This is a genomic window from Variovorax paradoxus EPS (assembly GCF_000184745.1).
Taxonomy (GTDB): domain Bacteria; phylum Pseudomonadota; class Gammaproteobacteria; order Burkholderiales; family Burkholderiaceae_C; genus Variovorax; species Variovorax paradoxus_C.
Window position 1 is genome coordinate 4,334,383 of sequence record NC_014931.1, and the last position, 19,120, is coordinate 4,353,502.

Annotated in this window: 19 protein-coding genes and 1 tRNA gene; 1 reads left to right on the top strand and 19 read right to left on the bottom strand. The window is 64.5% G+C overall.

Going from position 1 to position 19,120, the window contains the following annotated elements; genetic code table 11:
* Nucleotides 1–11: 11 nt before the first annotated feature.
* The 18 genes from nuoI to VARPA_RS20125 all read right to left on the bottom strand — a co-directional run bounded on the left by nuoI (nt 12) and on the right by VARPA_RS20125 (nt 17,443).
* On the bottom strand, nt 12–557 hold the full coding sequence (nuoI, locus tag VARPA_RS20040; RefSeq protein WP_013542405.1) for an NADH-quinone oxidoreductase subunit NuoI: 546 nt from the start codon (nt 555–557) through the stop codon (nt 12–14).
* A gap of 17 nt (nt 558–574) precedes the next feature.
* Entirely contained in the window at nt 575–1,651 is a 1,077-nt protein-coding gene (gene nuoH / locus VARPA_RS20045) for an NADH-quinone oxidoreductase subunit NuoH (protein WP_013542406.1), read from the bottom strand.
* A complete protein-coding gene (gene nuoG, locus VARPA_RS20050) occupies nt 1,648–3,828 on the bottom strand; it encodes an NADH-quinone oxidoreductase subunit NuoG (RefSeq protein WP_013542407.1) in 2,181 nt (726 codons plus the stop codon). Before nuoG ends, nuoH begins: the two co-directional genes overlap by 4 nt.
* A gap of 18 nt (nt 3,829–3,846) precedes the next feature.
* Nucleotides 3,847–5,187 carry an NADH-quinone oxidoreductase subunit NuoF gene (gene nuoF / locus VARPA_RS20055; protein ID WP_013542408.1) on the bottom strand — a complete coding sequence of 447 codons (1,341 nt, stop codon included), beginning with the start codon at nt 5,185–5,187 and terminating at the stop codon, nt 3,847–3,849.
* A complete protein-coding gene (gene nuoE, locus VARPA_RS20060) occupies nt 5,187–5,729 on the bottom strand; it encodes an NADH-quinone oxidoreductase subunit NuoE (protein ID WP_013542409.1) in 543 nt (180 codons plus the stop codon). The genes nuoF and nuoE overlap by 1 nt, the downstream gene beginning before the upstream one ends.
* A 10-nt stretch (nt 5,730–5,739) precedes the next feature.
* On the bottom strand, nt 5,740–6,993 hold the full coding sequence (locus tag VARPA_RS20065; RefSeq protein WP_013542410.1) for an NADH-quinone oxidoreductase subunit D: 1,254 nt from the start codon (nt 6,991–6,993) through the stop codon (nt 5,740–5,742).
* Nucleotide 6,994: 1 nt separating this feature from the next.
* The gene (locus tag VARPA_RS20070) at nt 6,995–7,606 is read right to left on the bottom strand and encodes an NADH-quinone oxidoreductase subunit C (protein ID WP_013542411.1); all 612 of its coding nucleotides are present in this window, start codon (nt 7,604–7,606) and stop codon (nt 6,995–6,997) included.
* 13 nt (nt 7,607–7,619) lie between these two features.
* Nucleotides 7,620–8,099, bottom strand: coding sequence for a NuoB/complex I 20 kDa subunit family protein (locus VARPA_RS20075; RefSeq protein ID WP_007837763.1), 480 nt, complete (start codon nt 8,097–8,099; stop codon nt 7,620–7,622).
* A 15-nt stretch (nt 8,100–8,114) separates the two neighbouring features.
* The gene (locus VARPA_RS20080; protein WP_041943881.1) at nt 8,115–8,474 is read right to left on the bottom strand and encodes an NADH-quinone oxidoreductase subunit A; all 360 of its coding nucleotides are present in this window, start codon (nt 8,472–8,474) and stop codon (nt 8,115–8,117) included.
* A 67-nt stretch (nt 8,475–8,541) separates the two neighbouring features.
* Nucleotides 8,542–8,626, bottom strand: a tRNA-Leu gene (locus VARPA_RS20085).
* Between the two features lie 118 nt (nt 8,627–8,744).
* The gene (gene secG, locus VARPA_RS20090; RefSeq protein WP_013542413.1) at nt 8,745–9,155 is read right to left on the bottom strand and encodes a preprotein translocase subunit SecG; all 411 of its coding nucleotides are present in this window, start codon (nt 9,153–9,155) and stop codon (nt 8,745–8,747) included.
* Nucleotides 9,156–9,192: 37 nt separating this feature from the next.
* A complete protein-coding gene (tpiA, locus tag VARPA_RS20095) occupies nt 9,193–9,957 on the bottom strand; it encodes a triose-phosphate isomerase (protein ID WP_200861438.1) in 765 nt (254 codons plus the stop codon).
* A 17-nt stretch (nt 9,958–9,974) separates the two neighbouring features.
* Nucleotides 9,975–10,973, bottom strand: a complete 999-nt coding sequence (locus VARPA_RS20100) for an NAD(P)H-quinone oxidoreductase (RefSeq protein ID WP_013542415.1) — start codon at nt 10,971–10,973, stop codon at nt 9,975–9,977.
* A gap of 88 nt (nt 10,974–11,061) precedes the next feature.
* A complete protein-coding gene (gene pnp, locus VARPA_RS20105; protein WP_013542416.1) occupies nt 11,062–13,389 on the bottom strand; it encodes a polyribonucleotide nucleotidyltransferase in 2,328 nt (775 codons plus the stop codon).
* Nucleotides 13,390–13,594: 205 nt separating this feature from the next.
* A complete protein-coding gene (gene rpsO, locus VARPA_RS20110; RefSeq protein ID WP_007837783.1) occupies nt 13,595–13,861 on the bottom strand; it encodes a 30S ribosomal protein S15 in 267 nt (88 codons plus the stop codon).
* A gap of 89 nt (nt 13,862–13,950) precedes the next feature.
* A complete protein-coding gene (locus VARPA_RS20115; protein WP_013542417.1) occupies nt 13,951–14,880 on the bottom strand; it encodes a DMT family transporter in 930 nt (309 codons plus the stop codon).
* Nucleotides 14,881–14,962: 82 nt separating this feature from the next.
* Nucleotides 14,963–16,135 (bottom strand): pyridoxal phosphate-dependent aminotransferase, encoded by a 1,173-nt coding sequence (locus VARPA_RS20120; RefSeq protein ID WP_013542418.1) that lies wholly within the window; start codon nt 16,133–16,135, stop codon nt 14,963–14,965.
* A 15-nt stretch (nt 16,136–16,150) separates the two neighbouring features.
* Nucleotides 16,151–17,443 carry a branched-chain amino acid ABC transporter substrate-binding protein gene (locus VARPA_RS20125; RefSeq protein WP_013542419.1) on the bottom strand — a complete coding sequence of 431 codons (1,293 nt, stop codon included), beginning with the start codon at nt 17,441–17,443 and terminating at the stop codon, nt 16,151–16,153.
* 124 nt (nt 17,444–17,567) lie between these two features.
* Between VARPA_RS20125 and VARPA_RS20130 the strand changes: the two genes are divergently transcribed.
* On the top strand, nt 17,568–17,939 hold the full coding sequence (locus tag VARPA_RS20130; RefSeq protein ID WP_013542420.1) for an Hsp20/alpha crystallin family protein: 372 nt from the start codon (nt 17,568–17,570) through the stop codon (nt 17,937–17,939).
* Between the two features lie 84 nt (nt 17,940–18,023).
* On the opposite strand, the gene tsaD is transcribed toward VARPA_RS20130, so the two are convergent.
* Entirely contained in the window at nt 18,024–19,085 is a 1,062-nt protein-coding gene (gene tsaD / locus VARPA_RS20135) for a tRNA (adenosine(37)-N6)-threonylcarbamoyltransferase complex transferase subunit TsaD (protein WP_013542421.1), read from the bottom strand.
* Between the last annotated feature and the right edge of the window lie 35 nt (nt 19,086–19,120).

Here is a 19,120-nt window from a genome sequence, read left to right on the forward strand (position 1 = left end):
GGCTGGACAGATCAGCGGTACTTGGCGTCGGCCGCCTTGTTCGCTGCAATTTCTTTTTCGTAGCGGTCGCCCACGGCCAGCAGCATGTCCTTCGTGAAGTACAGGTCGCCGCGCTTTTCGCCGTGGTATTCGAAGATGTGGGTCTCCACGATCGAGTCGACCGGGCAGCTCTCTTCGCAGAAGCCGCAGAAGATGCACTTGGTCAGGTCGATGTCGTAGCGCGTGGTGCGGCGCGAGCCGTCGTCGCGCACATCGGATTCGATGGTGATCGCCAGCGCCGGGCAAACGGCTTCGCAAAGTTTGCAGGCGATGCAGCGCTCTTCGCCGTTCTCATAGCGACGCAGCGCGTGCAAGCCGCGGAAACGCGGCGACAGCGGCGTCTTCTCTTCGGGGAACTGCACCGTGATCTTGCGGGCGAAGGCGTACTTGCCCGTGATCGCCAGGCCCTTGAACAGTTCGAACAGCATGAAGCTGCCCAAAAAATCCTTGAGCGAGAACGGCGCGGAAGCCAGCTTGGACGGGCGCGAGAGTCCGCCCGCGGTATGTGAAGCAGTCATGATGTGGGCGCTTCCAGTTATTTCCAGATGTTGAACGGCGTTTGCATCCAGCCGCCCACAACGACCAGCCACACGAGGGTGACGGGAATGAAGATCTTCCAGCCCAGACGCATGATCTGGTCATAGCGGAAGCGCGGGAACGTCGAGCGCACCCACAGGAACATGGTGACCACGCAGAAGGTCTTGAGGCCCAGCCAGATCCAGCCCGGGATGAAGCTCAGGAACTCGAACGGTGGCAGCCAGCCGCCGAGGAACAGCACCACGGTGAGGATCGAGACCAGCCACATATTGGCGTACTCGGCCAGGAAGAACATCGCGAAGCTCATGCCCGAGTACTCGATCATGTGGCCCGCAACGATTTCCGACTCGCCTTCCACCACGTCGAACGGGTGGCGGTTGGTTTCGGCGAGACCCGAGATGAAGTAGACGACGAAGATCGGCAGCAGCGGCAGCCAGTTCCACGACAGGAACCCGACGCCCATGTCATGGAACATGCCCTTGCCCTGGACCGTGACGATCTCGCTCATGTTCAAGCTGCCGGTGACCATCAGCACCACGACGAAGCAGAAACCCATCGCGATTTCGTAGCTCACCATTTGCGCCGAGGCGCGCAGCGCACCGAGGAACGCGTATTTCGAGTTCGATGCCCAGCCGGCAATGATCACGCCGTACACCTCGAGCGAGGTGATGGCCATCACGAACAACAGGCCTGCGTTGATATTGGCCAGCGCCACGTCGGGGCCGAAGGGAATCACGGCCCATGCGGCGAGCGCCGGCATGATGGTCATGATCGGGCCGAGCAGGAACAGACCCTTGTTGGCGACCGTCGGAATGATGATTTCCTTGGTCATCAGCTTGAGCGCGTCGGCGATCGGCTGGAGAAGACCCAGCGGTCCGATGCGGTTGGGGCCGATGCGGATCTGCGTGAAGCCGATGGCCTTGCGTTCCCACAGCGTGAGGTACGCCACGGCGCCCATCAGCGGGATCACGACCACGATGATCTTGATCAGCGTCCAGATCACGGGCCATGCCAAGGCCGTCCACCAGCCTGCGGCGATCAGCCCCTGGCCGAAGCCATGAATCGCGTCGATCATGCCAATGCCTCCTCGGCTTGACCCGATGCGACCGGTGCGGTCGATGCGTTGCGCGCATCGGCCGTCAGTTGCAGCGACGGGGCGCGGCGCACGATGGAGTCGAGCTGATAGATGCTCGCGACCACCGGTGCCGGCGCAGCGCCATTGGAGGCGACGGCGCTGGCGGCCGTTGCGTTGTTCAGGGCGCTGGCCGGTACGGTACCGCCCTCCTCCAACGCCTGCACCGTCTTGAGCACTTCAGCGGTCGATTCGAACGCGAAGCCGGGCAGGCCCAGCAGGTTCGCCAGCACGCGCATCACCTTCCACGCCGGACGCGCTTCGCCTTGCGGCTTCACGACGGCATGGAAACTTTGCAGGCGGCCTTCGGCATTGACGAAGGTGCCGGGGGTTTCGGTGAACGGGGCGATCGGCAGCAGCACATCGCTGAATTCGAGGTTGGCCTTGAAGGGGCTCAGCGTGACGACCATCTGCGCGTTGCCGATGACATCGGCGGCGGCAGCGCCGGCAGCCGAATCGAACACCGGCTCGGTGTTCAGCAGCAGCACGGCCTTGAGGCCGGAGCCGGCGGCGAGCATGCGGCCGGCATCGAGGCCGCCGTTCTTCGGGAAGGCGCCGACGAGCTGCGCGCCCACCGTGTTGGCGGCTTCGGTCAGGTAGCCGACGGTCGCGCCGGTCTGCGCGCCGATCCAGTTCGCGAGGGCCAGCAGGCTGCTGGCTTGCGCGTGGTGGGCGGCGGCGTTGCCGAGCAGGATGGCCTTGCGTTCGCCGCCCAGCAGCGAGGCTGCGATGGCTTGTGCGGCAGCATCAGGCTCGTTCTTCGGTGCGAGCGGTGCGGCAACGCCGTTGGTCTTGCCAATGGCGGCGGCAACCGCGGCCAGTGCTTCGATCCATTGGTCCGCTTCGACGATGGTTGACTGCGCCACATTGATGGCCCAGGCATCGCGATCGGCCATGAGGCCGGACGATGTGATCACCGACAGCGCAGCGCCCTTGCGCACGGCCTGGCGGATGCGCTGCGCGAACAGCGGGTGTTCCTTGCGCAAGTTCGAACCGACGACCAGCGCGCGCTGCACTTGCGTGAGCGAGGCAATCGAGGTGCCGAGCCAACGCACGCCTTCGAACGCCGTGAATTCGGCGTTGCGGAGGCGATAGTCGATGTTGTCGCTGCCCATTTCACGCGTGAGCATGGCGGCGAGCTGCAGTTCTTCGAGCGTGCTGTGCGGGCTGACCAGCGTGCCGATGCTTTGCGCACCGTGGTCGGTCTTGATCTGCTTCAGGCCATTGGCCACGTATTCGAGCGCGGTCTGCCAGTCGACCTGCTGCCATTGGCCGCCCTGCTTGAGCATGGGTTGCGTCAGGCGTTCCGGGCCGTTGAGGGCTTCGTACGAGAAGCGGTCGCGGTCGGCGATCCAGCATTCGTTGACGTCTTCGTTCTCGAGCGGCACCACGCGCATCACGCGGTTGTTCTTGACCTGGACGATCAGGTTCGAGCCGGTCGAATCGTGCGGGCTCACCGACTTGCGGCGCGACAGTTCCCAGGTACGGGCGCTGTAGCGGAACGGCTTGCTCGTGAGCGCGCCGACCGGGCAGATGTCGATCATGTTGCCCGACAGTTCCGAGTCGACCGAGTCGCCGAGGAAGGTCTCGATTTCGGAGTGTTCGCCGCGCTGGGTCATGCCGAGTTCCATCACGCCGGCCACTTCCTGGCCGAAGCGGACGCAGCGCGTGCAATGGATGCAGCGGCTCATCTCTTCCATGCTGATCAGCGGGCCGACGTCCTTGTGGAAGACGACGCGCTTTTCTTCTTCGTAGCGCGAGGAAGAACCGCCATAGCCGACGGCCAAGTCTTGCAGTTGGCACTCGCCGCCCTGGTCGCAGATCGGGCAATCCAGCGGGTGGTTGATCAGGAGGAACTCCATGACGGACTGCTGCGCCTTGATGGCCTTCTCGCTCTTGGTGCGAACGATCATGCCCTGCGTGACGGGCGTGGCGCAGGCCGGCATCGGCTTGGGCGCCTTTTCCACGTCGACCAGGCACATGCGGCAGTTGGCCGCGATGCTGAGTTTCTTGTGATAGCAGAAGTGCGGGATGTACGTGCCTGCCTTGTCGGCCGCATGCATGATCATGCTGCCTTCGGTCACGTCGACCTTCTTGCCGTCGAGTTCGATTTCAACCATATATGTATTTCTCGGGGCTCAGGCCTGAACGGGCGCTTTCGGGACGTAGCCCGGAATCAAGGCCTCGAACTCGTGACGGAAGTGCTTGATCATGGCGCGCACCGGCATTGCCGCTGCATCGCCGAGGGCGCAGATGGTGCGGCCCTGGATGTTGTCTGCGACGGAATTGAGCAGGTCCATGTCGGTCGCCCTGCCCTGCCCGTTATGGATGCGGTCCACCACGCGGTAGAGCCAGCCCGTGCCTTCGCGGCACGGCGTGCACTGGCCGCAGGATTCGTGCATGTAGAAGTACGAAAGGCGCTTGAGCGATTCGACCATCGAGCGGCTGTCGTCCATGACGATCACCGCGCCCGAGCCCAGCATGGAGCCGGCCTTGGCTATGGAGTCGTAGTCCATGGTGCAGGCCATCATGATGTCGGCCGGCAGCACCGGGGACGACGATCCACCGGGAATCACGGCCTTGAGCGTGCGGCCCTTGCGAACACCGCCGCACAGCTCCAGCAGCTTGGAGAACGGCGTACCCATCGGCACTTCGTAGTTGCCGGGCAGTTCGACGTCACCGCTCACCGAATAGATCTTGGTGCCGCCGTTGTTCGGCTTGCCGCATTCGAGATACGCCGGACCACCGTTGTTGATGATCCAGGGCACCGCCGCGAAGGTCTCGGTGTTGTTGATGGTGGTCGGCTTGCCGTAGAGGCCGAAGCTCGCCGGGAATGGCGGCTTGAAGCGCGGCTGGCCCTTCTTGCCTTCGAGCGATTCGAGCAGCGCGGTTTCTTCGCCGCAGATGTAGGCGCCAAAGCCGTGGGCGGCATGCAACTGGAAGTTGTACGTGCTGCCCATGATCTTGTCGCCGAGGTAGCCGGCGGCGCGCGCTTCTTCGAGGGCTTCCTCGAAGCGGTCGTAGCTCTGGAAGATCTCGCCGTGGATGTAGTTGTAGCCCACGCTGATGCCCATCGCGTACGCCGCGATGGCCATGCCTTCGATCACGATGTGCGGGTTGAACTGCAGGATGTCGCGGTCCTTGCACGTGCCCGGCTCGCCTTCGTCGGAGTTGCAGACGAGGTACTTCTGGCCCGGGAACTGGCGGGGCATGAAGCTCCACTTCAGGCCCGTCGGGAAACCGGCGCCGCCACGGCCGCGCAAGCCCGAGGCCTTCACTTCGGCGATCACCTGGTCAGGCGTGAGACCCTCGGTGAGGATCTTGCGCAGCGCCTTGTAGCCACCGCGCGCTTCGTAGTCGGCGAGGCGCCAGTTGGTGCCGTTCAGGCCGGCATAGATCTGCGGCTCGATGTGGCGGTCATGGAAACAGGTCTGGACGCCCGTTGCCTGGAACTGCTGGAGTACTTGTTCGGGCGACATCAGGCAGTCTCCCCTTTGGTCGAAGCGCGCAGGCCTTCGATGAGTTGGTCGAGCTTCTCGTTGCTCATGAAGCTGCACATGGTGCGGTCGTTGACCAGCATCACGGGCGAATCGGCGCAGGCGCCCAGGCACTCGCTCTGCTGCAGCGTGAACAGGCCATCGCCGGTGGTCTCGCCCATCTTGATGCCGAGCTTCTTTTCGAGGTGCACGAGCGCGGTGACGCCGTCACGCAGTTGGCATGGCAGGTTGGTGCACACGTTGAGCTTGAACTTGCCCACCGGGTGCTGGTTGTACATGTTGTAGAAGGTCGTCACCTCGTGCACGGCGATGGGCGCCATGCCGAGGTAGTCGGCGATCTCGCGCTCGCGCTGCATGCTGATGTAGCCCTCGTCCTGCTGGACGATGGCTAGGCACGCCATCACGGCGGATTGCTTGCCGGCTTCGGGGTACTTGGCGACCTCGCGCGCAAAGCGCTCGAGGATTTCAGCCTTCAACGGGGCCGCAGGGGCCGCATCGTGGTGATGGGTTGAGGAAGTCGTCATTCGCTCTTTCTCACCTGTCGATTTCGCCGAACACGATGTCCATCGTGCCGATCACCGCGACAGCGTCGGCGATCATGTGACCGCGCGACATTTCGTCGAGGGCGGCGAGGTGCGGGAAACCAGGGGCGCGGATCTTCAGGCGATAGGGCTTGTTGGCGCCGTCGCTCACGAGATAGATGCCGAACTCGCCCTTCGGATGCTCGACGGCGGCATAGGCCTCGCCTTCGGGTACGTGGAAGCCTTCGGTGAAGAGCTTGAAATGGTGGATCAGCTCCTCCATGTTCGCCTTCATCGATTCGCGCGCGGGCGCGGCGACCTTGTGGTTGTCGGTGATCACCGGGCCGGGATTCACGCGCAGCCATGCCGAGCACTGCTGGATGATCTTGTTGGCCTGGCGCATCTCTTCGACGCGCACGAGGTAGCGGTCGTAGCAGTCGCCGGTCTTGCCCACGGGCACGTCGAACTGCATCTGGTCGTAGACGTCGTAGGGCTGCTTCTTGCGCAGGTCCCATTCGATGCCCGAGCCGCGCAGCATGGGGCCGGTGAAGCCCAGGTTCAGCGCGCGCTCCGGCGTCACGACGCCGATGCCCACGGTGCGCTGCTTCCAGATGCGGTTGTCGGTGAGCAGCGTCTCGTACTCGTCGACCATCTTCGGGAAGCGCTTGCAGAAGTCGTCGATGAAGTCGAGCAGCGAACCCTGGCGGTTTTCGTTCAGGCGCTCGATGGCCTTCGCGTTCTTGATCTTGCTGACCTTGTACTGCGGCATCGCGTCCGGCAGGTCGCGGTAGACGCCACCCGGACGGAAGTAAGCCGCGTGCATGCGCGCGCCGGAAACGGCCTCGTACATGTCGAACAGGTCTTCACGCTCGCGGAAGCAGTAGATGAGCATGTTCATCGCGCCGCAATCCAGACCGTGCGCGCCGAGCCACAAGAGGTGGTTCAAGAGGCGGGTGATCTCGGCGAACATCACGCGGATGTATTGCGCACGGATCGGCACGTCCAAGCCCATCATCCGCTCGATGGCGAGGCAGTAGGCGTGCTCGTTGGACATCATCGACACGTAATCGAGGCGGTCCATGTAGGGCAGCGACTGGATGAAGGTGCGCGATTCGGCAAGCTTCTCTGTCGCGCGGTGCAGCAGGCCGATGTGCGGGTCGGCGCGCTGGATCACTTCGCCGTCGAGCTCGAGCACCAGGCGCAGCACGCCGTGCGCGGCCGGATGCTGGGGGCCGAAGTTGAGGGTGTAGTTCTTGATTTCGGCCATATCAGTGCAAACCGCCGCCGTAGTTGTCTTCGCGGATCACGCGCGGCGTGATTTCTCGCGGCTCGATCGATACCGGCTGGTACACGACGCGCTTCTGTTCTTCGTCGTAACGCATCTCGACGTGACCCGACACCGGGAAGTCCTTGCGGAACGGGTGGCCGATGAAGCCGTAGTCGGTCAGGATGCGGCGCAGGTCGTCATGGCCGTCGAACACAATGCCGTAGAGGTCGAATGCTTCGCGCTCGAACCAGGTGGCGGCGTTCCAAACGGGCTGGAGCGAATCGACCACGGGCAGGTCTTCGTTCGGAGCGAACACCTTCAGGCGCACGCGCTGATTGAGCGTGACCGACAGCAGGTGCGAAACCACGCCGTAGCGCTCGCCTTGCCACTCGCCTTCGCGGTAGTCGGAATAATCCATGCCGCAGAGATCGATCAGCTGCTCGAAGCGGCAGCCGGGCGCATCGCGCAACAGCGTGGCGGCTTCGATGTAATCGGCGGCGCTCACCACGACAGTCACCTCGCCCAATGCGAGCGTGACACTCTTGGCCTTGGCGCCAAGCGTCTCGGTGATGGTGGCGCGCAGCACCTCCGGCGAAATTGCAAAGTCAGTCATCGTCGGCAATCTCTCAGGCGCGGGCAATGGTGTTGGTGCGGCGAATCTTCTGCTGCAACTGGATCACGCCGTAGAGCAATGCCTCGGCGGTGGGCGGACAACCCGGAACATAGACGTCGACCGGCACGATGCGGTCGCAGCCGCGCACGACCGAATAGCTGTAATGGTAGTAACCACCGCCATTGGCGCACGAGCCCATCGAGAGCACCCAGCGCGGCTCGGGCATCTGGTCATAGACCTTGCGCAGTGCCGGCGCCATCTTGTTGCACAGCGTGCCGGCCACGATCATCAGATCGGACTGGCGCGGGCTGGGACGGAACAGCATGCCGAAACGGTCGATGTCGTAGCGGGCAGCGCCGGCGTGCATCATTTCGACCGCACAGCATGCGAGGCCGAAGGTCATCGGCCAGAGAGATCCGGTCTTCGCCCAATTCACCACCGAATCGTAGGTGGTGGTGACGAAACCTTCTTTGAGAACGCCTTCAATGGCCATCGTGTGCTTTCCTTGTCATTCCCAGTCGAGCGCGCCTTTTTTCCACTCGTAGATGAAACCTACGACGAGGATGGCGAGAAAGATCATCATGGCCCAGAAGCCGACAGCACCAATCTCCTTGAGCGCAATGGCCCACGGGAAGAGAAAGGCAATTTCGAGATCGAACAGGATGAAGAGAATGGCGACGAGGTAATAGCGCACGTCGAACTTCATGCGCGCATCCTCGAAGGCTTCGAAGCCGCACTCGTAGGGCGCGTTCTTCGCAGCGTCCGGCCGATTGGGGCCGAGGATGTATCCGATGACCTGGGGGGCGACGCCTACGCCGACTCCGACCAAAATAAACAAAAGGACGGGGAGGTAGGAATCGAGGTTCATCGAGAAATTTTCACCGCTTGCCACCGGCAAGAAGAACCTCTGGATGAGGTTTTCTGCCGATGAGATTTGGTGCGGTCGGCGAGACTCGAACTCGCACAGCTTTCGCCACTACCCCCTCAAGATAGCGTGTCTACCAATTTCACCACGACCGCGGTTTTTGCTGTTCAGATGGCATGAGGTACCGGTTAAGGCATTTGGCTTTCTGAACAGCTTTAGAGTTTACCCTGAAATACAGCCGTTTCTCGGGACGACTGCATGAAAACGACTGGATTACTTGTTCGGAATCTGACCGGCGCCCGAAACGGGTGCGGCAGGTGCCGATGCAGGTGCGCTCGGAGCGCCCGCACCAGGGATTTCGCCTGCAGCGCCAGATGCCGGCTTGGCAGGTGCAGCGGGCGTGCCCACGGCCGCGCGCTCGAGGAGACTGCCGCCGCCCGCAGGACGCGCATGGCTGAAGTACGCAAGCAGCAACGTGCATGCGAAGAACACCGCAGCCAGCACAGCCGTGGTGCGCGAGAGAAAGTTCGCGCTGCCGCTGGCACCGAACAGGCTGCCGGCGCTGCCGCTGCCGAAGGCGGCGCCCATGTCGGCACCCTTGCCGTGCTGGACCAGGATCAGGCCGATCATCGCCAGGGCCGCCAGCATTTGCACGCCGACCAGAAGGTTGAGGACCACGTTCATTCGTTCTTACTCCTAATTGATAACAGCCGTTGCGCGTTCAGCGCGCAGTGGCAGAAATGATCTGCAGAAAGTCGGGGGCCTTGAGCGATGCACCACCGATGAGGCCGCCATCGATGTCGGCCTGCGCCAGCAGTTCGGCGGCATTGGCCGCGTTCATGCTGCCGCCGTAAAGAATGCTGATGCCGGCAGCGTGCTCGCTCGCTGCGTGATGCAACTGCGCACGCAGCACGGCATGCACTGCCTGCGCTTGCTCTGGCGAAGCCGTCTTGCCGGTGCCGATGGCCCAGACCGGCTCGTAAGCCACAACGATTTCGCTGATGCAGTGGCCATTCACATGGATCACCGCTGCCAGCTGGCGCTTGACGACTTCTTCGGTCTGCCCTGCTTCGCGCTCGGCCAGCGTCTCGCCGACGCAAACGATCGGCGTGATGCCATTGGCCAATGCGGCAGCCGCCTTCGCAGCCACCGTCTCGTCGGTTTCGCCGTGGTACTGCCGACGTTCGGAATGGCCGACGATGGCATAGCGCACCCCGAAATCCTTCAGCATTGCCGCCGATTGCTCGCCAGTAAACGCGCCTTGCGGATGCGCCGAAACGTCCTGCGCACCGAGCGCCAGCGACGGCGTGCCCGCCAACAGCGATTGCAGCTGGGCGAAATACGGCGCCGGCGCGCACAGCGCGACATCGCAAGCAGCCGGGCTTGCGGCCAGCCCTTGCTGCAGAGCCTTCACCAGCGCCTCGTTTACAGCCAGGCCGCCATTCATCTTCCAGTTGCCGGCGATCAGTTTCTTCTTGGTTGTCATCGCGTTGTTCGTCGTTGTCACCATGTCAGCACGATCTTGCCGATGTGCTGGTTCGATTCCATCAGCGTGTGAGCCTGGGCTGCGCCACTGGGTTCACCCGCCGCCGCAAAAGTGCTGTGGATCACGGGCTTGATCGCGCCGCTTTCGAGCAGCGGCCACACCTTCTCGCGCAATGCCTTGGCAATAGCGCCCTTGAACGCCACCGGCCGGGGCCGGAGCGTCGAGCCGGTGATCGTCAGACGCCTGCGCAGCACGAGGCCCGCATTGATCTGCGCCTTCACGCCGCCCTGCACCGCGATGATCACGAGCCGGCCGTCTTCGGCCAGGCACTCGATCTCGCGCGCCACGTAGTCGCCAGCGACCATGTCGAGGATCACGTCCACACCCTTGCCGCCCGTGAGTTCCTTCGCCTTTTCGACGAAGTCGCTCGTGCGGTAGTTGATGGCATGGTCGGCGCCCAGCTTCTTGCAGGCTTCGCACTTGTCGTCGCTGCCAGCAGTAACGATCACCGTCGCGCCCAGCGCCTTGGCGATCTGGATCGCCGTGACGCCGATGCCGCTCGAGCCGCCCTGGATCAGCAGCGTCTCGCCCTTTTGCAGGCGGCCGCGCTCGAACACATTGCTCCAGACGGTGAAGAAGGTCTCGGGCAGCGAAGCTGCGTCGACATCGCTCCAGCCCTTGGGCACCGGCAGGCATTGCGCCACGGGCGCCACACACAGCTCGGCATAACCACCACCGGCAATCAGCGCGCAAACGCGGTCACCGACCTTGAAGCCCGCTTCGGCCAACGCCGCGGCGTCGCCCGACACGATCTCGCCGGCCACTTCAAGGCCCGGCAGGTCGGACGCGCCTGGCGGCACCGGATAGTGACCCATCCGCTGCAGCACGTCGGGCCGGTTGACGCCACTGGCCGCGACGCGAATCAGCAGTTCGCCCGCACCCGCCACAGGATCGGGACGATCGGCCACGCGCAACACCTCAGGGGCGCCGTACGAAGTGATTTCAATGGCTTTCATGGTCTTTCGGCCTCCAACGCCCGCAAATGGGGCGCAGCTGGTTGTTCAAAAGATAGCAACGGCAGGAAAACCTGCCGTTGCGCCCTTCTTACTCCTGAGGCTCGCGCGGGGCTTGCGACTGTTGCTCGCCGGCCGGAGCCTGCTGCTGGTCGTTGCGCGGTTGCTGTTGCTGGTCGTTGAAGCGCGGGGCGCGCTCGCCACGATCACCACCACGGTCGCCGCCGCGATCGCCACGGTCCGAACGTTCGCGGCGGTCACCGCCACGGTCGCCGCGATCGCCACGGTCTTCACGCGGCGGACGCTCGCTGTATTCCATGCCGGCCGGACGCTCGGTCAGGGCCTTCATGGACAGCTTGACGCGACCCTTTTCGTCCGTTTCCAGAACCTTGACCTTCACGATCTGGCCTTCGCTCAGATAGTCGGTCACCTTCTCGACGCGTTCGTGCGCGATCTGGCTGATGTGCAGCAGGCCATCCTTGCCGGGCAGCAGGTTGATGAGCGCGCCGAAGTCCAGGATCTTGGTGACCGGGCCTTCGTAGACCTTGCCGATTTCGACTTCGGCGGTGATCTGTTCGATGCGCTTCTTGGCGAGTTCGGCCTTTTCCGGATCGGTCGAGGCGATGGTGATGGTGCCGTCTTCGTCGATGTTGATCGTCGTGCCGGTTTCTTCCTGCAGGCCACGAATGACCGAGCCGCCCTTGCCGATCACGTCGCGGATCTTCTCGGGGTTGATCTTCAGCGTGGTCAGGCGCGGTGCGAAGCTGGAGACTTCGGCCTTGGCTTCGCCCATGGCTTCCTGCATCTTGCCCAGGATGTGCATGCGCGCTTCCTTGGCTTGCGCCAGTGCGACCTGCATGATTTCCTTGGTGATGCCCTGGATCTTGATGTCCATCTGCAGCGCAGTGATGCCGTTGGTCGTGCCGGCCACCTTGAAGTCCATGTCGCCCAGGTGATCTTCGTCGCCCAGGATGTCGGTCAGCACCGCGAAGCGGTTGTCTTCCTTGATGAGGCCCATGGCGATGCCGGCCACGTGCGCCTTCATCGGCACGCCGGCGTCCATCATCGAGAGGCAGCCGCCGCAGACCGAAGCCATCGACGAGGAGCCGTTCGACTCGGTGATTTCCGAGACCACGCGCACGGTGTACGGGAATTCTTCCTTGGTCGGCAACACGGCGACGAGCGCGCGCTTGGCCAGGCGGCCGTGGCCGATTTCGCGGCGCTTGGTCGAACCCATGCGGCCCACTTCGCCAGTGGCAAAGGGAGGCATGTTGTAGTGGAACAGGAAGCGGTCTTCGTACTCGCCGGCCAGCGCGTCGATGCGCTGTGCATCGCGTTCGGTGCCGAGCGTGGTGATGACCAGCGCTTGCGTTTCACCGCGCGTGAACAGAGCCGAACCGTGGGTGCGGGGCAGCACCGAGTTGCGGATTTCGATGGGGCGCACGGTGCGCGTGTCGCGGCCGTCGATGCGAGGTTCGCCCGATAGGATCTGGCTGCGAACGATCTTCGATTCGATCGAGAACAGCAGGTCGTTGACCTTGCCGGCGTCGAAAGGCTCGCCGCTTTCCTTCAGCGATGCCATCACGGTGGCATTGGCTTCGCGCAGGGCTTGCGTGCGGGCTTGCTTGCTGCGAATTTGATAGACAGCGCGCAGCTTTTCTTCGGCCAGGCCCTTGACCTTGGCGACGAAGGCTTCGTCTTCGGCCGGCGCTTGCCAGTCCCACACCGGCTTGCCGGCGTCGCGCACGAGGTCATGGATCGCGTTGATCGCGATGCCGGCCTGTTCATGGCCGAACACCACGCCGCCGAGCATGATTTCTTCGCTCAGTTGCTGGGCTTCGGACTCGACCATCAGCACGGCGGCTTGCGTACCGGCGACGACGAGGTCCATCTGCGAATCCTTGCGGGCCGTCTGGCCCGGATTCAGCACGTACTGGCCGTTGATGTAGCCCACGCGGGCGGCGCCGATCGGGCCGCTGAAGGGGATGCCGGAGATCGACAGAGCGGCGCTCACGCCGATCATGGCGGCGATGTCGGCGTCGACTTCGGGGTTGAGCGACACGGTGTGGATGACCACGTGCACTTCGTTCAGGAAGCCTTCAGGGAACAGCGGGCGGATCGGACGGTCGATCAGGCGGCTGGTCAGCGTTTCGTGTTCGCTGGGCTTGGCTTCGCGCTTGAAGAAGCTGCCGGGGATCTTGCCCGCGGCGTAGGTCTTCTCGATGTAGTCGACGGTCAGCGGGAAGAAGTCCTGGCCCGGCTTGGCGGACTTGGAGGCGACCACGGTCGCCAGGATCACGGTGCCGTCGATGTCGACCAGCACGGCGCCATTGGCCTGGCGGGCGACTTCGCCCGTTTCCATGACGACGGTCTTGTCGCCCCACTGGAAGGACTTGGTGACTTTGTTGAAGAGGCTCATTTTTGCTCCTGTTTTAGTAGCGAACCGCGCAGGGCTCGCAAGGGGCGGAGGCTTCTCAGAACACGATGCCATTCCAGCGAAGCTCGGGGAGAACTTCATTGGAATGACACAGCTTCGCTCTGTTTTGGCACTCCGAAAGTGGATCGCGAAGTAAAAAACGCCTGAGCTAGCGGACTAACCCAGGCGTTTTTTCATGCGATTCGATTTACTTGCGCAGACCCAGCTTGGCGATCAGCGCGGTGTAACGGTCGGCGTCCTTGGACTTGAGGTAGTCCAGGAGCTTGCGGCGGCGGCTCACCATGCGCAGCAGACCGCGACGGCCGTGGTGGTCCTTGGCGTGGGTCTTGAAGTGGGGGGTGAGCTCGTTGATACGGGCGGTCAGCAGTGCGACTTGCACTTCTGGGCTGCCGGTGTCGTTGGCGGCGCGGGCGTTGTCTTTGACGACTTCGGCCTTGATGGAGGCTGCGATCATGTTGAATTTCCTTGTTCCGGGATGTTTGACTTGCGGTGAGCGCTGGAACTGCCCTCACCGTGCGCCTTGCGGCATGCAAAGCCTCGGGATTATAGCTCGGCGGGCCGGAGGGGGCTTTCGGGGCGTTTCCCACCCCGTCCATCGAGCGAAGCCAGCCCCACGGCACCCAGCACGCAAGCCGCTCCGCCGATCTGCGCGAGACTGATACTTTCACCCAGCCAGAGCGCCGCCAGTATCAGTGCAGAAACCGGCAGCAGCGCCGTGAAGAGCGCTGCCTCCGCCCCTTTCAGCCTGGCCGATCCGGCGAACCAGAGGACGAAGCCCAGCACCGTCGGCACCAGCGCGTAGTAGGCGACGCCAACCAGCGCGTCGTTCGGCAGCGGACGCTCCCAGGCCCGTTCGAACAGCGCCGGCACCAGCGACAGCAGGAGCCCGAAGGCCGTCATCAGCGCCGACAGCGCCAACGGCCGCACCGGCACCCGCAGGCGTTTGTTGAGCAGGATGAACATCGCCTCGCAGACGACCGCGCCCAGCACCAGCAGGTTGCCCAGCAGCGCGGCGGGGGATTTTGAGTCCCCTGCTGCGCCCTCCCCTGGCCAACTGATCGCCAGCACCCCCGCCGTCGCCAGCACGATGCTGCCCACCAGATAGCGCCCAGGCCGCTCGCGCAACGCCAGCACCGCCACCAGCGCAGCGACAGCCGGCAGCGTCCCCGCCACCACGCCGGCACTGGCAGCCGGCGCCCACCGCACGCCCAAAATCAACAGCACCGTGTAGCCGACGCTTCCCAGCCCGGCCTGGCACAAGAGCAGCACCAGATCACGCCGATCAGGCCGCGGCCACGGCGTGCGCGTCACCCGCAACAGCAAAAGAAACACAGGCAGCGCCATCGCAAACCGCAGCGCCGTCGCGGTAAACGGCGGCAGGCCGCCCGCAATCACCTTGCTGGCGACCACCGTGCTGCCCACGGTCACCATCGCCAGCGCGCACAACACCATTCCCTTGATTCGTTCCGACATGCATGACCTTTCGCTTTCGAGAAAGGCCAAGCTTCGCGGGCCGCATGCCCCGCGTATTGAACGAAATTGCAGCCGGGCCGGATCAGCCCTTGCGTTGCGGTTGCGCCGCCAGCCAGTGGCGCAGGCGCTCCACGCCCTGCACCAGCCGCTGCGGGTCTTTCGACGCAAAACACCAGCGCAGCCAGCCCTGCGCCTCGGGCGCGAAGGCATTGCCGGGCGCGAGCCCGAGGCCCGCCTCGACTACGAGCCGCTTGGCCACATCGAGCGAATCGCCGAAGCCCTCGAGCCGGAAGAAGGCGTACATGCCGCCCTTGGCTGGAGCGACCTGCACGCCGGGCACTGCGGCCAGCAGCGGCACCAGCGTGTCGCGGCACAGCTTCAGGTGCGCCACCACGCGCGGCGTGATGTCCGCCGTGTGCGCAATCGCCGCGATGGCGGCACGCTGCGTGAACACGCTCGCGCAGGAGGTGTTGAACTCGATCAGCTTGCCGATGCCATCGACCATCGCGGGCGGCAGCACCAGCCAGCCGAGGCGCCATCCGGTCATGAGGAAACTCTTCGAGAAACTGTGCGTCACGACGAGCCGGTCGTCGGGTTTCGAGATGTCGAGAAAGCTCGGCGCGCAGCTGTTCGGCGTCGACTCGAAGTAGAGCCGCTCGTACACCTCGTCGGCGAGGATCCAGGTGCCGGTCTGGCGGCAGTGATCGAGCACGGCCTGCTGCTCGTCGCGCGTCATCGTCCAGCCGGTGGGGTTGTTGGGCGCGTTGACGATCAGGAGCTTCGTCTTCGGCGTGACCGCCGCGCGCAGCGCAGGCAAGTCGAGCGTCCACTGCCCTTGCACCGGCACCAGCGGCACCGTGCGTACGTGCGCCCCCATGATCGCCGGCTGCGCCGTGAGGTTCGGCCACACCGGCGTCACCGCGACCACGTCGTCGCCGGCCTCGACCAGCGCCTGCACCGCCAGCATCAGCGCGCTCACGCCGCCCGAAGTGACCGCGATGCGCGACGCATCGACCGCCGGATGCAGCGCGCTGGTGTAGCGCGCAATTGCCTCGCGCAACTCGGGCAAGCCGAGGTTGTGGGCATAGAAAGTTTCGCCGCGCTGCAGCGATTCGATGGCAGCCTGGCGGATCAGCTCCGGCGTGACCTCGTCGCTCTCGCCGAACCAGAAGGCCAGTACGTCGTCGCGGCCCAGACCAGCATTGGCGACCTCGCGGATCTTGGAGGCTTCGAGGTTGTGGATGGCTTCACGCATCTGCTGTTGTCCTGTTCATGAGGGTCGTTTCATCTTGCACGAAGTCGGCAGTTCGGCGCGCTCCGGGGCGATCGTCTTGATCACGCGGAAGCCATAGCCCGAGCCCTCGACATCGAACTGCACGCCGGGCTTGCCCTGCCGGTCCATCACGCCGACCACGAGCTGCTGCTGGAACTGGTGGTCCGCCGCGCGCATGCGGCCGCGCTGGCCGTACAGGCTCACGTCGGCCTGCTCCAGCGCGCGCGCCACCGCCACGGCATCGACGCTTCCGGCGCGCTCGACGGCCTGCGCGAGCGATTCGACCAGCAGTTGCATCCGCATGTGCACATAGTCGTCCGCGGGCTTCGGAAAGCGCGCACGGAACGCGCGGTAGAACGCCTCCGACTGCGCGGTCTGCACGTTCGGCAGCCAGTCGGCCACGGCCACCACACGGCCGATGCCTGCATCGCCGATGGCCGCCGGCGCGCCCAGCGCGTTGCCGTAGAAGGTATAGAAGCTGCCATTGAACCCGGCCTCGCGTGCCGCCTTCACGAGCAGCGTGAGGTCGTTGCCCCAGTTGCCGGTGAACACCGCCTGCGCGCCGCTCGCGAGGATCTTGGTGGCGTAGGGCGCGAAGTCCTTCACCTTGCCCATCGGGTGCAGTTCGTCGCCGACGATTTCCACATCGGGCCGCTGCACGCCGAGCTGCCGGCGCACCTCGCGCAGCACCGATTGGCCGAAGCTGTAGTCCTGCCCGATCAGGTAGGCGCGCTTGAGCGCGGCGTCGTCCTTCACCACGTCCATCAGCGCGGCCACGCGCATGTCGGCGTGCGCGTCGAAGCGAAAGTGCCAGAAGCTGCAGCGCTCGTTGGTGAGTACCGGATCGACCGCCGCGTAGTTCAGGAAGATCACGCGCCTTGCCGGGTCGCGCTCGTTGTTCTTGTCGATGGCATCGACCAGCGCCGCGGCGGTGGCCGACGAGTTGCCCTGCAGGACGATGCGCGCACCGTCGTCCATGGCCGCGCGCAATGCGGAGAGCGCTTCCTCGTTCTGGCCCTTGCTGTCGTAGCGGTCCAGCTGCAGCGGACGCGCACCGCCGGGCAGCTTCACGCCGCCGCGCGCGTTGACCCGCTCCACAGCCCACAGCAGGTTGCGGAACACCGCTTCGCCCGTGTTCGCGAAGGGCCCGCTCATGCTCTCGATCAACGCAAGGCGGATGGGCGCGGGCGGTACGGACGAGGTTTGCGCAAGCGCGGCGAAGGGGCTCGCGCATAGCGCCAGCGCCGCGAATTTCAAGGCCTGGCGGCGCCAAATAAAGGGGGGAGTCATCGTCTTGAAACGCGTGCGGCTGCGCCTAGATGAGGTGTCAAGCGGCACTCAGGATTGAATGGCCGCGCAGTGTAAGGGACACACATTCCTTGTCCCCATTGTGTTCATTCAGGAGCTTTTCATCATGTTTTTCGCACCCACCGTCCGCACCACCCGCTTCGTTCCCCGCTCGTACGACCGTGCCTTCGAGCGCTTCGTGAACGACGCCTTCGCCGCGCCCCGCCGCTCGCCGCTGGTGGAGCAGGACGACACGAGCTGGACGCTCTCGCTCGACGTGCCGGGCCTCTCGCGTGAAGACCTCGCGATCAGCCTCGAAGGCGCCGTGGTCCGCATCGACAGCAAGGCCGAAGCCAAGCGCCAGTTCAAGGCCGCCTACGAGCTGCCGCTGGACATCGATGCCGCAGCGAGCGAAGCCAAGCTGGAAAACGGCGTGCTCACGCTGAAGCTGGGCAAGCTGGTTCCGGTGAGCCAGGCGTCGCAACTGCAGATCAACTAAGGCGGCCAGGACCGGCCGTACGTACGGCCAGGCTTTGATGCGACGTGCCGCCCTGCCTTTGCAGGGCGGCACGCGTTGCTTTCTTTACACCGCCTCGGGCAGCGGCTGAGCCTCGGCGGTCAGCGAGGCCATCGGCCATCGCGGCTTGACGTCGAAGGCGTAGCGCTCGCTGGCCTGCGACAGGCCAGATTGAAGGCGCATCGCGGCGGCCATGGCGATCATGGCGCCGTTGTCGGTGCACAGGTGCAGCTCGGGGTAGTGCGCGCGCACCTTGCGCTTGGCGCACGCCGCATTCAGTTGCTCACGCAAATTCTTGTTCGCGCCCACCCCACCGGCCACCACCAGGCGCTTGAGCCCGGTCTGGTCGAGCGCGGTAAGCGACTTCTTCAGCAGCACCTCGACGATGGCCGCCTGCGTGGATGCAGCGAGATCGGCCTTGTTCGCCTCCAGCTGGTCGCCGAGCTTCTTGGCCTGCGTCAGCACCGCGGTCTTCAGGCCCGCAAATGAAAAATCGAGATCGCCGCTGTGCAGCAGCGGCCGCGGCAGCTTGAACGCCGTCGCGCTACCGCCTTCGGCCAGCTTCGCGAGCCACGGGCCGCCGGGATACGGCAGGCCCATGAGCTTGGCGCTCTTGTCGAAGGCCTCGCCCGCGGCATCGTCGATGGTTTCGCCGAGCAGCTCGTAGCGGCCCACGCCGTCGACCCGCATCAGCTGGGTGTGGCCACCCGACACCAGCAACGCGACGAACGGAAATTCCGGCGGATCGGCACTCAAAAACGGCGACAGCAGATGCCCTTCGAGGTGATGCACGCCCAGCACCGGCTTGCCGAGCGCCACGCCCAGCGCGCAAGCCACGCCTGCGCCCACGAGCAGCGCGCCTGCAAGGCCCGGCCCGCGCGTATAGGCCACCACGTCGATTTCTTTCAGCGAGCGCCCGGCCTCGGCCATCACGGCTTCAGTGAGCGGCAGCACGCGGCGGATGTGATCGCGACTGGCCAGTTCGGGCACCACGCCGCCGTAGGCCTGGTGCATTGCGATCTGGCTGTGCAGCGCGTGCGAAAGCAGCACCGGCAGCGCGTCGCCGTGCGACTCGACCAGCGCCACGCCGGTCTCGTCGCAGGATGATTCGATTCCCAACAAGAGCATGCGGCGAGTGTAGGTGGCGCCTGCAAGCGACGCCC

Coding starts and splice junctions, on each gene's coding strand:
- nuoI (WP_013542405.1), bottom strand. CDS start 557: ATGACTGCTTCACATACCGCGGGCGGACTCTCGCGCCCGTCCAAGCTG.
- nuoH (WP_013542406.1), bottom strand. CDS start 1,651: ATGATCGACGCGATTCATGGCTTCGGCCAGGGGCTGATCGCCGCAGGC.
- nuoG (WP_013542407.1), bottom strand. CDS start 3,828: ATGGTTGAAATCGAACTCGACGGCAAGAAGGTCGACGTGACCGAAGGC.
- nuoF (WP_013542408.1), bottom strand. CDS start 5,187: ATGTCGCCCGAACAAGTACTCCAGCAGTTCCAGGCAACGGGCGTCCAG.
- nuoE (WP_013542409.1), bottom strand. CDS start 5,729: ATGACGACTTCCTCAACCCATCACCACGATGCGGCCCCTGCGGCCCCG.
- VARPA_RS20065 (WP_013542410.1), bottom strand. CDS start 6,993: ATGGCCGAAATCAAGAACTACACCCTCAACTTCGGCCCCCAGCATCCG.
- VARPA_RS20070 (WP_013542411.1), bottom strand. CDS start 7,606: ATGACTGACTTTGCAATTTCGCCGGAGGTGCTGCGCGCCACCATCACC.
- VARPA_RS20075 (WP_007837763.1), bottom strand. CDS start 8,099: ATGGCCATTGAAGGCGTTCTCAAAGAAGGTTTCGTCACCACCACCTAC.
- VARPA_RS20080 (WP_041943881.1), bottom strand. CDS start 8,474: ATGAACCTCGATTCCTACCTCCCCGTCCTTTTGTTTATTTTGGTCGGA.
- secG (WP_013542413.1), bottom strand. CDS start 9,155: ATGAACGTGGTCCTCAACCTTCTGGTCGGCGTGCAAATGCTGGCGGCC.
- tpiA (WP_200861438.1), bottom strand. CDS start 9,957: ATGACAACCAAGAAGAAACTGATCGCCGGCAACTGGAAGATGAATGGC.
- VARPA_RS20100 (WP_013542415.1), bottom strand. CDS start 10,973: ATGAAAGCCATTGAAATCACTTCGTACGGCGCCCCTGAGGTGTTGCGC.
- pnp (WP_013542416.1), bottom strand. CDS start 13,389: ATGAGCCTCTTCAACAAAGTCACCAAGTCCTTCCAGTGGGGCGACAAG.
- rpsO (WP_007837783.1), bottom strand. CDS start 13,861: ATGATCGCAGCCTCCATCAAGGCCGAAGTCGTCAAAGACAACGCCCGC.
- VARPA_RS20115 (WP_013542417.1), bottom strand. CDS start 14,880: ATGTCGGAACGAATCAAGGGAATGGTGTTGTGCGCGCTGGCGATGGTG.
- VARPA_RS20120 (WP_013542418.1), bottom strand. CDS start 16,135: ATGCGTGAAGCCATCCACAACCTCGAAGCCTCCAAGATCCGCGAGGTC.
- VARPA_RS20125 (WP_013542419.1), bottom strand. CDS start 17,443: ATGACTCCCCCCTTTATTTGGCGCCGCCAGGCCTTGAAATTCGCGGCG.
- VARPA_RS20130 (WP_013542420.1), top strand. CDS start 17,568: ATGTTTTTCGCACCCACCGTCCGCACCACCCGCTTCGTTCCCCGCTCG.
- tsaD (WP_013542421.1), bottom strand. CDS start 19,085: ATGCTCTTGTTGGGAATCGAATCATCCTGCGACGAGACCGGCGTGGCG.